Origin of the sequence: Streptomyces sp. NPDC048295 (genome assembly GCF_040652135.1) — a bacterium.
Taxonomy (GTDB): domain Bacteria; phylum Actinomycetota; class Actinomycetes; order Streptomycetales; family Streptomycetaceae; genus Streptomyces.
The window spans coordinates 139055-152112 of sequence record NZ_JBEZLL010000015.1 but is presented as its reverse complement, the minus strand read 5'-3'; the positions used below and the strand labels follow the sequence as shown (position 1 = coordinate 152112).

At 67.6% G+C, this 13058-nt stretch carries 10 protein-coding genes and 2 pseudogenes; 4 read left to right on the top strand and 8 right to left on the bottom strand.

Annotated elements, in window-relative coordinates:
- Positions 1–5 precede the first annotated feature (5 nt).
- Positions 6–2102, top strand: coding sequence for an RHS repeat-associated core domain-containing protein (locus AB0D53_RS22865; RefSeq protein WP_362449399.1), 2097 nt, complete (start codon positions 6–8; stop codon positions 2100–2102).
- A gap of 298 nt (positions 2103–2400) precedes the next feature.
- Here the strand turns inward: AB0D53_RS22865 and AB0D53_RS22860 are convergent, their stop codons facing one another.
- Positions 2401–2592 carry a hypothetical protein gene (locus AB0D53_RS22860; RefSeq protein WP_362449397.1) on the bottom strand — a complete coding sequence of 64 codons (192 nt, stop codon included), beginning with the start codon at positions 2590–2592 and terminating at the stop codon, positions 2401–2403.
- A gap of 55 nt (positions 2593–2647) precedes the next feature.
- Between AB0D53_RS22860 and AB0D53_RS22855 the strand changes: the two are divergent.
- A pseudogene (locus AB0D53_RS22855) lies at positions 2648–2719 on the top strand (hypothetical protein); the annotation flags it as partial.
- The gene (locus tag AB0D53_RS22850; protein ID WP_362449395.1) at positions 2720–3100 is read left to right on the top strand and encodes a hypothetical protein; all 381 of its coding nucleotides are present in this window, start codon (positions 2720–2722) and stop codon (positions 3098–3100) included.
- A gap of 899 nt (positions 3101–3999) precedes the next feature.
- Here the strand turns inward: AB0D53_RS22850 and AB0D53_RS22845 are convergent.
- From AB0D53_RS22845 to AB0D53_RS22835, 3 genes and pseudogenes are all read right to left on the bottom strand, one after another.
- Positions 4000–4214, bottom strand: a pseudogene (locus AB0D53_RS22845) (IS1380 family transposase); the annotation flags it as partial.
- An 820-nt stretch (positions 4215–5034) separates the two neighbouring features.
- Positions 5035–5721 carry a TetR/AcrR family transcriptional regulator gene (locus tag AB0D53_RS22840; RefSeq protein ID WP_362449393.1) on the bottom strand — a complete coding sequence of 229 codons (687 nt, stop codon included), beginning with the start codon at positions 5719–5721 and terminating at the stop codon, positions 5035–5037.
- Positions 5718–6719 (bottom strand): fatty acid desaturase, encoded by a 1002-nt coding sequence (locus tag AB0D53_RS22835; RefSeq protein WP_362449391.1) that lies wholly within the window; start codon positions 6717–6719, stop codon positions 5718–5720. The genes AB0D53_RS22840 and AB0D53_RS22835 overlap by 4 nt, the downstream gene beginning before the upstream one ends.
- A gap of 325 nt (positions 6720–7044) precedes the next feature.
- On the opposite strand from AB0D53_RS22835, the gene ppc reads away from it, so the two are divergent.
- Positions 7045–9774, top strand: coding sequence for a phosphoenolpyruvate carboxylase (gene ppc / locus AB0D53_RS22830; protein WP_362449389.1), 2730 nt, complete (start codon positions 7045–7047; stop codon positions 9772–9774).
- A gap of 28 nt (positions 9775–9802) precedes the next feature.
- Here the strand turns inward: ppc and AB0D53_RS22825 are convergent, their stop codons facing one another.
- The 4 genes from AB0D53_RS22825 to AB0D53_RS22810 form a co-directional block, all read right to left on the bottom strand.
- Positions 9803–10273 (bottom strand): hypothetical protein, encoded by a 471-nt coding sequence (locus AB0D53_RS22825; RefSeq protein WP_362449387.1) that lies wholly within the window; start codon positions 10271–10273, stop codon positions 9803–9805.
- A gap of 254 nt (positions 10274–10527) precedes the next feature.
- Positions 10528–11121, bottom strand: a complete 594-nt coding sequence (gene pth, locus AB0D53_RS22820) for an aminoacyl-tRNA hydrolase (RefSeq protein WP_329815203.1) — start codon at positions 11119–11121, stop codon at positions 10528–10530.
- A 117-nt stretch (positions 11122–11238) separates the two neighbouring features.
- Positions 11239–11826 (bottom strand): 50S ribosomal protein L25/general stress protein Ctc, encoded by a 588-nt coding sequence (locus tag AB0D53_RS22815; RefSeq protein WP_362449384.1) that lies wholly within the window; start codon positions 11824–11826, stop codon positions 11239–11241.
- A gap of 182 nt (positions 11827–12008) precedes the next feature.
- A complete protein-coding gene (locus tag AB0D53_RS22810) occupies positions 12009–12983 on the bottom strand; it encodes a ribose-phosphate diphosphokinase (RefSeq protein WP_030976866.1) in 975 nt (324 codons plus the stop codon).
- Positions 12984–13058 lie beyond the last annotated feature (75 nt).

Here is a 13058-nt window from a genome sequence, read left to right as displayed (position 1 = left end):
GTCCGGTGTCGACCTCGGCCCAGACGAGGAGACCGCCGCGTACGCGCCGCTGCCCCCAGGCGACGTACGGCTACAAGGCCGAGACGGGCGCCCTGCTCTGGACGCTCAACCCTGCCGTCGGCAACGTTCCCTCGGAACGGGTCATCACCAACTACAACAGTGATGACCAGCCCTTCCGTACCAGCGGACAGAACGGGGCCCTGGTCGGCAACACCCTGTACGACGTGTTCAACCGTCCCTCCCGTCTGGAGTACGGCGCTACCCTCGGCAAGAAGGCCTACAAGTCCCTGGTGTACGACGAGCACACCGGCCGCCTGGTGCAGCAGACCGCCGACCGTGACCTGGCGCCGCAACGCGTGGACGACACCACCTATGCGTACGACCCGGCCGGCAACGTCACCGGAGTCACCACCGCCAGCGGTCAGGACGCCCAGAAGTCCGTGGACACCCAGTGCTTCGCCACCGACCTGATGGGCCGACTCACCGAGGCCTGGACAGCGAAGGCCGACTGCGCTGCCACCGGTCCGGCCGCGGCGGCGGTCGGAGGCCCCGACGCGTACTGGCAGAGCTACGGCTACGACAAGCTCGGCAACCGCACCAGCCAGACCGACCACGCCACCGCCGGTGCGGACGTCACCACCGACTACACCCAGCCCGCTCCCGGCGCCAAGCGCCCGCACGCGGTCCAGCAGACCAAGGTCACCGGCGGCCCCGACAACGGCCGCACCACCACCTTCGAGTACGACAACAACGGCAACACCACCAAGCGCACCACCGGCTCAAATGTCCAGGACCTGAAGTGGGATGCCGAGGGCCACCTCGCGACCCTCACCGAGGCCGGCAAGACCAGCAGCTACGTCTACGACGCCGACGGCAACCGGCTCATCGCCAAGAACGCCGACGGCTCCAGCACCCTCACGCTGCCCCAGGGCAACGAGCTCACCGTCTCCGCCAACGGCACCAAGACCGGTACCCGTTACTACACGCACAACGGCGAAACCGTGGCCGTCCGCACCGGCGCGACCACCTCGTACCTCATCAGCGACCACCAGGGCACCGCGATGACCGCCATCACGGTTGGAACTCTCGCCCTCACCCGCCGCAAGCAACTCCCCTTCGGACAGCTCCGCACCACCCAGTCGGCAGCCTTCGGAACCCGAGGCTTCGTCGGCGGCACCAACGACCCCACCGGCCTCACCCACCTCGGCGCCCGCGAATACGACCCCGCCCTCGGCCGCTTCCTCTCCACCGACCCCGTCATCGACGTCAACGACCCGGCGCAGATGAACGCGTACAGCTACGCCCACAACAACCCCCTCACCAAGTCCGACCCCGACGGCCTCCGCCCCGACGGCCCGGCCGGCGGCGCCTCGTACAACGACGACGCCTGGGCACGGGACCGCGGCATGAACGCCGGCTACACCCTGAAGGGCAGCAAATGGGTCTGGCACCAGACACCCAAGAAGGACCCGGAGTCCCAGTTCCTCTACGCCGCGTACCGCCAGAACACCAGCGGCTATCTGATCAACGACTACTACGCGAAGCAGCGGGCGAATAAGGCAGCGGAGTACCGGGCGCAGGCCAAGCTTGCTGAGCAGCGACGTAAGGCTGAACAGCAGCGCAAGCAGAACGGCATATTGAGCAGCATCAAGAGTGGCCTGAGCAGTGCAGGCAACGCATTGAAGAGCACTGGCGAGTTTCTCAACACTCACCGCACTACTATTCTCTCTTTCGCGTCAATCTTTGTCCCTGTGCTGATACCCGTAGCCATGGCCAGTGCAGCAGTGGATGCTTACTCGGATTTTTCCAGGGGTGATTGGGTTAGCGGATCGCTGGATCTCTTGGGTGTGGCTGGAGGTGGCGTTGCAATGAAGTTCGGGAGAATTGCCTACCGAGGCGCTTCAGCCAGGTCCGCCATAAGTTCAGTGACTCGCAAGTCGGCTGGTCTCGGCAGAAACCAGTTTCACCAGTTGCGTGCGGGGCTTGGCCAGGTAGTCGATGTTGGAGAACGAGCGGCCCGGTATGACAAAATCAACACGAACATAGGGATTGTGGGGACTTTGACTTACGAGGTCCGGGCATGGAGATCGAGTTCCAACTAGTGGCCAGTAGTTACTGAGAGAGGTCATATGGGATACGTGGGAGTCTCCGTGATGGTTATAGGTGGGCTCGGCCTGATCGTCTCAACGCGGGGACAACGCGACTGGAATATCTGGACAAGACGCCAGAAGGCGGGGGCCTCGCTGAGCGCCGTGATCATCGCAGCCGGACTCATTCTGATGGGCGTCGACTCGGGATCTGGTACCTGATCCTGGATCCACCGGTTCGGTTTGGGGGCGGGTGGGCTCCCAAGCCGGCAGGTGCGGGTTGCAGGGGTGAGAGGTCAGTAGCGGCCCTCACTCAGAGGCTGCGAAGAATGGTGACGACCTTCTTTGTTGCTTTGCCCGAGATCGTTGCCCGGTTGGCCCAGATGCGTTCGCAGGCCTTGTTGTCGCGCATGGCGGCCATCACGGTCGGGCCCGCGCTCTGACCCGCCGCAAGCAGCTGCCTTTCGGTCAAACTCCGCGCCACCCAGTCGGCAGCCTTCGGCACCCGAGGCTTCGTCGGCGGCACCAACGACCCCACCGGCCTCACCCACCTCGGCGCCCGCGAATACGACCCCGCCCTCGGCCGCTTCCTCTCCACCGACCCCGTCATCGACGTCAACGATCCGGCGCAGATGAACGCGTACAGCTACGCCCATAACAACCCCCTCACCAAGTCCGACCCGGACGGCCTCCGCCCCGATGGTCCGGCCGGCGGCGCCTCGTACAACGACGACGCCTGGGCACGGGACCGCGGAATGAACGCCGGCTACACCAAGAAGGGCAGCAAGTGGGTCTGGAACCAGACCCCGATGAAGGACAAGGAATCCCAGAAACGCTACGCGGCGTACCGGGCCAACCCTTCCGGGTATCTGATCAACGATTCCTATGCGGAGCAGCGAAAGAAGGAGGCGGCGAAGTACCGGGCGCAGGCCAAGGCCAGGGCAGAAGCCGAGCAGCGCAGGAGGGACGGGATCCTCGGCAGCATCCTCAAAGGCAACTACGGGGCAGCATGAAGCATGTCTCAGCCAGCCTTGAAGGGTGTCATGGGGAAATTCAACAAGCTGCAGAGTCGGGTCACTGGTGCTGCGTACGAAACCGCTGCGATGCTCGGGGGAGTCGAATGCTTCAAGGATCAGGGTCTGACTGTCTGCCAGACGGCTCTGCCCATGTACGGCCGAGGGGGAACGAACGTGGGCGGGACCTATGTCACGGGATGGGATGACGAGTATGTCGTCCCGGAGCGACTGGAGCATGAGAGGGTCCACACGAAGCAGTGGGATCGGACCGGGCTCGCTTTCGTACCGAAGTACTTCATGGCTGGACTCGATCCCTGTCACAACAGGTATGAGATCGCGGCCGATCTGGGTAAGGGCGGGTACTCTTCGTGCTGAGTAGAGTCCGGGGGAGAGTATGGATTGCCGCGGTGGCCCTTGCCGTCGCCCTTACTTCTTGCGTAGGCCCGGGTCCGAGTTCCGTGCGGTTCGGGTACCGGCTGGATGATCGGGGGAACGTGGTGATCGCCTCCCCTCTCTGCCCGATGGATGAGGTTTCCGGAGCTGAAATCACCATCCGTGTCAAGCGCGGGGATACGAGCAGTTCCGAGAAGTTGTGGGAGGCCAGGGGGGCCGCTTCCGAAGAGGTGAAGCGGGGCGTCTTCACTGTGGGGACGTCAGACAGTTTTCGCCAGGAAGGAAAGCCTCTCGCAGGGGCACTTCCCGAGGGCTTCTATGTCGGGGTAAAGGAATCGTCACGTGACGGTAAGTCGAATTCTGCCAGAGGCGACTGGATTGATCTGTCAGCTCAGTCGCCACGTCCCCTGAAAGCAGGGGAGTATCTGACGTCGAAAGGGAAAATCGTCAGCCGGCAGTGGGTGAATGATCAGCTGAGATGCGAAGAGGGGGGCTGAGCCCGGATCCGGGATGGGGTCGGTGATGGTCATGCCCACCGGGCAGGACAGACATCGGCCGCGTGCTGTGAGCCAGCTGAGGTATCCGTGGTGCCGTCGGCGGAGTCGGTGCGGACCAGGGCGTGCCGCCCGCACCGGTACTTCTTCGGGAGCTGGGTCGTGGCGAGGCGGGTGGTCTCGACGTGGTCGGAGGCGGTGTTGCTGCCGGAGTTCCCCGGTTTGCAGCAGACCGGCGGCTCCTCGGAACCGGCCATCGCCTGCGACGCGGACACACGGGTACAACCGAGGGTGTGATTATGATTTATGTTGTATGGGGGTTTCTTCCCGGTGTATTTGGTGTGGCAGTTGCTTCTGATGTCCGAGGGCTTGGAATCCGTGTCTACGATTTGATTTCATCCTTCACTCCGGGAGGTCCGCCGGATCCGAGGTTCACTCCCAATGTGGTGCGGTTCCTCTGGGGATGTCTTGGTGCAGTCGGATTCATCCTGGCAGGTATCCGGGTGGTCGGATATCTGTCAGGGTGAATCGTAAATTCCCTCGGCGCCGACTCGCGCTGGGCCCTTTCCGTCAGTCCGTATATCGACTTCGGAGATTGAAGTCGATATGCGGATTCTTGCCACGGTCGATGGGTGTTCGGCCGAGATGGTCATGGTTACGTCAATGACTGCCGGGTGCAGGTGCCGCCTGGCGAGCGGCGTGGTTGCCAGGACGAGTGCGGAGAAGGCGGTCAGGCGTGGCAGGCTCAGCCGCTCCAGGAAGGTGCTGTGCTGGATGCCGCACGCCGGGTAGGAGTTGGCGGCGAGGTCCGTGGCCGTGATGAGGCAGGCGAGGCCCGCCCCGATGCGCTGTCCCTGGAGCAGCAGGGCTGCCGGGTTTCCGATCCGCCTGGAAGGTTCCTGGATGGATTTCGTTTCGCTTGCTGTAAGAGAGTCGCCGGCTGAATCCGGACCCGGGAGCCTCGCTCCACCTGCCCGATTCGGACTGATCGGGCTGAACGGGTGACCCCCGTTCAGCTCTTGCGGTGGGGTGACCACCCCCCCGTTAGCTCTTCCGGTGCCCGATCAGCCTCGGCTTCGCCTCCAGGTTCTCCAGGCCGTGCCAGGCCAGGTTCACCAGGTGGGCGGCGACCTCCGACTTCTTCGGCTTGCGGGCGTTCACCCACCACTGGCCGGTCAGGGCGACCATGCCGACCAGCGCCTGTGCGTACAGCGGGGCCAGCTTCGGGTCGAAGCCGCGGGCCTTGAACTCCAGACCGAGGATGTCCTCCACCTGGGTGGCGATGTCGCTGATCAGGGAGGCGAAGGTGCCGGTCGACTGGGCCACGGGGGAGTCGCGGACCAGGATGCGGAAGCCGTCGGTGTACGTCTCGATGTAGTCGAGCAGGGCGAACGCCGCCTGCTCCAGGAGCTCGCGCGGGTGGCCCGCGGTCAGCGCGCTGGTGACCATGTCCAGGAGCTGGCGCATCTCGCGGTCGACCACGACGGCGTACAGGCCCTCCTTGCCGCCGAAGTGCTCGTACACCACCGGCTTGGAGACCCCGGCGCGCGAGGCGATCTCCTCGACCGAGGTGCCCTCGAAGCCCTTGTCGGCGAAGAGCGTGCGACCGATGTCCAGCAACTGCTCGCGGCGCTCCTTACCCGTCATCCGCACCCGGCGGGTACGCCGGGGGGAGGAGGAACGGTTTTTTTCGCTGCTGGTACTGGAGTCGGTCGCCACGTCGTCAATCATGCCGCGTCGGCGCGCTCGGGGGCGCGCCGGGAGTCGATACGGCGGGACTCGATCCGGGCGGAGTCCGGCCAGCGCACGTCGTGCGCCCAGCCGAGCTTCTCGAACCAGCGGATCAACCGGGCACTCGAATCGATCTGACCGCGCATCACCCCGTGCCGGGCGCTCGTCGGATCGGCGTGGTGCAGGTTGTGCCAGGACTCCCCGCAGGACAGCACCGCCAGCCACCACACGTTCCCGGACCGGTCGCGCGACTTGAAGGGCCGCTTGCCGACTGCGTGGCAGATCGAATTGATCGACCAGGTGACGTGGTGCAGCAGGGCCACCCGGACCAGCGAGCCCCAGAAGAAGGCCGTCGCCGCCCCCCACCACGACATCGTCACCAGACCGCCGACCAGCGGCGGGAACGCCAGCGACACGATCGTGAGGGTCATGAAGTGGCGGGAGACGGCGCGGAGCGCCGGGTCCTTGATCAGGTCGGGGGCGTACTTCTGCTGCGGAGTCTGCTCCTCGTCGAACATCCAGCCGATGTGGGCCCACCACAGGCCCTTCATCAGGGCGGGCAGGCTCTCGCCGAAGCGCCACGGCGAGTGCGGGTCGCCCTCCGCGTCGGAGAAGCGGTGGTGCTTGCGGTGGTCGGCCACCCAGCGCACCAGCGGACCCTCCACGGCCAGCGAACCGGCCACGGCGAGCGCGATGCGCAGCGGGCGCTTCGCCTTGAAGGAACCATGCGTGAAGTAGCGGTGGAAACCGATCGTGATGCCGTGGCAGCCGATGAAGTACATCGCCACGAGCAGCCCCAGATCGAGCCAGCTCACGCCGCGGCCCCAGGCCAGCGGCACCGCCGCGACCAGCGCCACGAACGGCACCACGATGAACAGCAGAAGGGCGATCTGCTCGATCGACCGCTTGTTGTCCCCGCCGAGCGTGGCGGGGGGAAGGGGCTGACCGTCGGCCTCCGATGGCTGGGCGTCGTCGATCACAGCGGGGCTGGTGTTCATGGGGGGTCCCCTGGGGATGAGGAATACGACGGATAGCTCTGGCTACGGTTCCGTAACCTACGGCGACGTAAGTATGACAGCGCTCGGGCCCGCCGCACGAGAGCGCGACGGGCCGCCCGCGAAGGGGAAACCCGATCGGGCCGCGAGCGGTGCCGACGGAGTGGACACCTATCCTGGTGGGGTCGGACAGCGCGGTCCGCACTCTGCTTTCCCGGGGTGGCGTCAGCACCGCTGCCTGTCGTGGCCCCGGAGACCCCTGTGGCCGTTGCCTGCCGCGGCCCCGGGGAGAACCCCCGTGCTCAACCACTGCAAGGAGCCGCACACCGTGAGCAGTGCCGACCAGACCTCTGCCGCCAGCGCCGAGCTGCGCGCCGACATCCGCCGCCTCGGCGACCTGCTGGGCGAGACCCTCGTACGCCAGGAAGGCCAGGAACTCCTCGACCTCGTCGAGCGGGTCCGCGCCCTGACCCGAACCGACGGCGAGGCCGCGGCCCAGCTCCTCGGCGACACGGACCTGGAGACCGCCGCGCAGCTCGTGCGCGCCTTCTCCACCTACTTCCACCTCGCCAACGTCACCGAGCAGGTCCACCGCGCCCACGAGATGCGCGACCGCCGTGCCGCCGAGGGCGGGCTCCTCGCCCGCACCGCCGACCGGCTCAAGGACGCCGACCCCGCCCACCTCCGCGAGACCGTCAAGAACCTCAACGTCCGGCCCGTCTTCACCGCGCACCCCACCGAGGCCGCCCGGCGCTCCGTGCTCAACAAGCTCCGCCGCATCGCCGCACTCCTGGAGACGCCCGTCGTCGAGGCCGACCGGCGCCGTCAGGACCTGCGCCTCGCCGAGAACATCGACCTCATCTGGCAGACCGACGAACTGCGCGTCGTCCGCCCCGAGCCGGCCGACGAGGCCCGCAACGCCATCTACTACCTCGACGAACTGCACGCCAACGCGGTCGGCGACGTACTGGAGGACCTGGCGGCCGAACTCGAACGTGTCGGCGTCGAGCTGCCCGCGGGCACCCGCCCCCTCACCTTCGGCACCTGGATCGGCGGCGACCGCGACGGCAACCCCAACGTGACGCCCGCCGTCACCTGGGAGGTGCTGATCCTCCAGCACGAGCACGGCATCACCGACGCCCTCGAACTCATCGACCACCTGCGCGGACTGCTCTCCAACTCCATCCGCTACACCGGCGCCACCGACGAGCTGCTGACCTCACTCGAAGCGGACCTCGAACGCCTCCCCGAGATCAGCCCCCGCTACAAGCGGCTGAACGCCGAGGAGCCCTACCGCCTCAAGGCCACCTGCATCCGGCAGAAGCTCGTCAACACCCGCGAGCGCCTCGCCTCGGGCACCCCGCACCGCCCCGGCTGCGACTACCTCGGCACCGCCGAACTCATCGCCGACCTCGAACTCATCCAGACCTCGCTGCGCGAGCACCGCGGCGGACTCTTCGCCGACGGGCGGATGGCCCGCACCATCCGCACCCTCGCCGCCTTCGGCCTCCAGCTCGCCACCATGGACGTCCGCGAGCACGCCGACGCCCACCACCACGCCCTCGGCCAGCTCTTCGACCGGCTCGGCGAGGAGTCCTGGCGCTACGCCGACATGCCCCGCGACTACCGGCAGAAGCTCCTCGCCAAGGAACTGCGCTCCCGCCGCCCGCTCGCCCCGACCCCGGCCCCGCTCGACGCCGCCGGCGAGAAGACCCTCGGCGTCTTCCACACCGTCAAGGAAGCCTTCGAGCGCTTCGGTCCCGAAGTCATCGAGTCCTACATCATCTCGATGTGCCAGGGCGCCGACGACGTCTTCGCCGCCGCCGTACTCGCCCGCGAGGCCGGACTGATCGACCTGCACGGCGGCTGGGCCAAGATCGGCATCGTGCCGCTCCTGGAGACCACCGACGAGCTGCGCGCCGCCGACGTGATCCTCGACGAGATGCTCGCCGACCCCTCGTACCGCCGCCTCGTCTCGCTCCGCGGCGACGTGCAGGAGGTCATGCTCGGTTACTCCGACTCCTCCAAGTTCGGCGGCATCACCACCTCCCAGTGGGAGATCCACCGCGCGCAGCGCCGGCTGCGCGACGTCGCACACCGCTACGGCGTACGGCTGCGGCTCTTCCACGGCCGCGGCGGCACCGTCGGCCGCGGCGGCGGCCCCTCGCACGACGCGATCCTCGCCCAGCCCTGGGGCACCCTCGAAGGCGAGATCAAGGTGACCGAGCAGGGCGAGGTCATCTCCGACAAGTACCTCATCCCGGCGCTCGCCCGGGAGAACCTGGAGCTGACCGTCGCGGCCACCCTCCAGGCCTCCGCGCTGCACACCGCACCCCGCCAGTCCGACGAGGCCCTGGCCCGCTGGGACGCCGCGATGGACACCGTCTCCGACGCCGCGCACGCCGCGTACCGCAAGCTCGTCGAGGACCCGGACCTGCCGACGTACTTCCTCGCCTCCACGCCGGTGGACCAGCTCGCCGACCTGCACCTGGGCTCGCGGCCCTCCCGCCGCCCCGGCTCGGGCGTCTCGCTCGACGGACTGCGCGCCATCCCGTGGGTCTTCGGCTGGACCCAGTCCCGCCAGATCGTCCCCGGCTGGTACGGCGTCGGCTCCGGCCTCAAGGCCCTGCGCGAAGCCGGCCTGGACAGCGTCCTGGACGAGATGCACGAGCACTGGCACTTCTTCCGGAACTTCCTCTCCAACGTGGAGATGACGCTCGCCAAGACCGATCTGCGCATCGCCCGCCACTACGTCGACACCCTCGTCCCCGACGAGCTGAAGCACGTCTTCGACGCCATCGAGGCCGAGCACGCGCTCACCGTGAGCGAAGTCCTCAAGGTCACCGGCTCCACCGAACTGCTCGGCACCAGCCCGGTGCTCCAGCAGACCTTCGCCATCCGCGACGCCTACCTGGACCCCATCTCCTACCTCCAGGTATCGCTGCTGGCCCGCCAGCGCGAAGCCGCGGCACGCGGTGAAGAGCCCGACCCGCTGCTCGCCAGGGCCCTGCTGCTCACCGTGAACGGTGTCGCCGCGGGCCTGCGCAACACCGGCTGATCCCACCCGGTCGCGGGTGCGGCCCCGCTCACAGGGCGAAGAACGTCGCCACGAGCAGGACCGCACCCGCGATCCCGGTGCACCAGCCGGTCCGCGACATCCGCAGACCGCCACCGATCACCAGACCGGCCAGCACCAGCGCACCGCCCAGCGGCACCCAGGCATGCAGAAAGCCCGGGGTCCCGGTACGCACCACGTCATCCGTGCCCGGCTTCACCACCACGGGGAACCGGTCGCCCCGGCGCGCCGCCACGGACCTGTCGACCGTCACCCGGGAACGCGCGGTCGCCTGCCCCGACGGCGAGAACGGACCGGTGCAGACATCGGTGCCGCACCCCGTCACCGTCATCGTGCCGTGCTCACGGCCCTTGGCCAGAACGATGTGCTGCGCCTCGTTCCAGGACGACAGCACACCCGCCACCAGCAGCAGCAGGACGACACAGCCCATGGCGGCGTTGCGGCCGTAGACCAGGGCGCGGTGGGAGGAGCTCCGCTTCATGGGGAGCGATCCTTGGGCAGACCGGCACCACCGGTCAACTCATGGCCGAAAATCGCCGAGGTACCGGCAGGAATGTCAGAGTTGTGCGTGCCACCGCCGTTGCTCCGGTCGCCAGGAGTCGCACGCGCCCTCGCGCAGGGCCAACGGTCAGGAGTCGTACGCGCCACGGGCAGGGGCAACGGTCAGGAGTTGTGCGCGCCATCGCGCAGGGGCAACCGCCAGGAGTCGTACGCGCCACCGCGCAACGGCAACCGCTACGAGTTGTACGCGCTCTGCGCGCGCTCCAGGCCCTCCGCCAGCAGACACTCCACCGAGTCCGCCGCCCGGTCCACCTGGTACGCGAGCTCCTTGCGCTCGGTGGACGAGAAGTCCTTCAGCACGAAGTCCGCGACCTGCATCCGCCCCGGCGGCCGCCCGATCCCGAACCGGACCCGGTGATAGTCCGCGCCCATCGCCTTGGTCATCGACTTCAGCCCGTTGTGCCCGTTGTCGCCGCCGCCCAGCTTCAGCCGCAGCGCCCCGTAGTCGATGTCCAGCTCGTCGTGGATCGCCACGATGTGGTCGGTCGGCACCTTGTAGAAGTCGCGCAGTGCCGTGACGGGGCCGCCGGAGAGGTTCATGTACGACATCGGCTTGGCCAGGATCACCCGCCGGTTCGCCGGTCCGGGCGGGCCCATGCGGCCCTCCACGACCTGCGCCTGCGCCTTCTGCGCCCGCTTGAACTTCCCGCCGATCCGCTCGGCCAGGAGGTCGGCCACCATGAAGCCGACATTGTGCCGGTTCGCCGCGTACTCGGGACCGGGATTGCCGAGGCCCACGATGAGCCAGGGGTCGGTGGAGTCGGACATCTGCGCTCGGTCTCCTCGTGTACGGATGGTTCCGGACGGCCCGGATACAGGGAAACGGGGCGGCGGGTCCTCGAACAAGGAACCGCCACCCCGTCAGTCAAGCAGTGCGGGCGAGGCTCAGGCCTCCGCGCCCTCACCCTCGGCGGCCTCGGCGGCCGGCTCCTCGGCCTGCGCGGCGACGACCTGGAGCACGATGGCGTCCTCGTCACCGGCCAGCACGGCGCCCTTCGGCAGCGTGATGTCCTTGGCGAGAACGGACGCACCGGCGTCCAGGCCCGCGACGGAGACCGTGACCGACTCCGGGATGTGGGTGGCCTCGGCCTCGACGAGCAGGGTGTTCTGCACGTACTCCAGGAGGTTGCCGCCCGGGGCCAGGTCGCCCTCGACGTGCACGGCGATCTCGACGTTGACCTTCTCGCCGCGCTTGACGGTCAGCAGGTCGACGTGCTCGATGTCGCCCTTGAGCGGGTTGCGCTGCACGGCCTTCGGGATGACCAGCGCGTCCTTGCCGTCGATCTCCAGGCCGATCAGGACGTTCGCGGTCTTGAGCGCCATCATCAGCTCGTGACCCGGCAGGGTGACGTGGACCGGCTCGGCACCGTGGCCGTAGATGACCGCGGGAACCAGGTTGGCGCGGCGGGTGCGACGGGCGGCACCCTTGCCGAACTCGGTACGGACCTGGGCGGCGAGCTTGACCTCAGCCATGACTGCACTCCTCGTAAGGTGACGAAAATCGGACGGTCACCCGGCCCACGACAGGCCTGCTACGAAGAGCGCGTCGATAACGGACCGCCGTACACATGAGTACGGCCTCCCTCGCCGAGCAACTCGCTGAGTCTACCCGGCGGGGAGGCCGCGCCCAAAGTGGATCTTCGGTACCGCTGTTCCTACTGCTCCTCGAAGAGGCTGGTCACCGAGCCGTCCTCGAAGACCTCGCGCACCGCACGCGCGATCGTCGGCGCGATCGACAGCACCGTGATCTTGTCGAGCTCCAGCTCACCCGGGGTCGGCAGGGTGTCCGTGAACACGAACTCGCTGACCTTGGAGTTCTTCAGACGGTCCGCGGCCGGGCCCGAGAGCACACCGTGTGTCGCCGTCACTATGACGTCCTCGGCGCCGTGCGCGAACAGGGCGTCGGCGGCGGCACAGATGGTGCCACCGGTGTCGATCATGTCGTCGACCAGGACACAGACCCGGCCCTTCACATTGCCGACGACCTCGTGGACCGTCACCTGGTTGGCGACGTCCTTGTCACGGCGCTTGTGCACGATGGCCAGCGGGGCGTCCAGACGGTCGCACCAGCGGTCGGCGACGCGCACCCGGCCGGCGTCCGGGGAGACGATCGTCAGCTTCGAGCGGTCGACCTTGGCGCCTACGTAGTCGGCCAGGATCGGCAGCGCGAAGAGGTGGTCCACCGGGCCGTCGAAGAAGCCCTGGATCTGGTCCGTGTGCAGGTCGACGGTGAGGATGCGGTCGGCACCCGCCGTCTTCATCAGGTCGGCGACCAGACGGGCCGAGATCGGCTCGCGGCCGCGGTGCTTCTTGTCCTGGCGGGCGTAGCCGTAGAACGGCACGATCACCGTGATGGAGCGGGCCGACGCGCGCTTCAGCGCGTCCAGCATGATGAGCTGCTCCATGATCCACTTGTTGATCGGAGCGGTGTGGCTCTGGATCAGGAAGCAGTCGGCGCCGCGGGCGGACTCCTGGAAGCGGACGTAGATCTCACCGTTGGCGAAATCGAAGGCCTTCGTCGGCACGAGGCCGACACCCAGCTGGTGCGCAACCTCCTCGGCCAGCTCGGGGTGGGCGCGGCCGGAGAAGAGCATCAGTTTCTTCTCGCCGGTCGTCTTGATCCCGGTCACAGCACAGTCTCCTCAGACGTGTTCCTGGCGCTGCGCGCATGTGTCCCGATGCGCAACGAGCCAGCCGAAATGGGG

Bases quoted from the DNA above. Each gene is read 5' to 3' on its own strand.
- AB0D53_RS22815 (WP_362449384.1), bottom strand. From the start codon at position 11,826: ATGGCTGAGGTCAAGCTCGCCGCCCAGGTCCGTACCGAGTTCGGCAAG.
- AB0D53_RS22835 (WP_362449391.1), bottom strand. From the start codon at position 6,719: ATGAACACCAGCCCCGCTGTGATCGACGACGCCCAGCCATCGGAGGCC.
- AB0D53_RS22840 (WP_362449393.1), bottom strand. From the start codon at position 5,721: ATGATTGACGACGTGGCGACCGACTCCAGTACCAGCAGCGAAAAAAAC.
- pth (WP_329815203.1), bottom strand. From the start codon at position 11,121: ATGTCCGACTCCACCGACCCCTGGCTCATCGTGGGCCTCGGCAATCCC.
- AB0D53_RS22825 (WP_362449387.1), bottom strand. From the start codon at position 10,273: ATGAAGCGGAGCTCCTCCCACCGCGCCCTGGTCTACGGCCGCAACGCC.
- AB0D53_RS22850 (WP_362449395.1), top strand. From the start codon at position 2,720: ATGAACGCGTACAGCTACGCCCATAACAACCCCCTCACCAAGTCCGAC.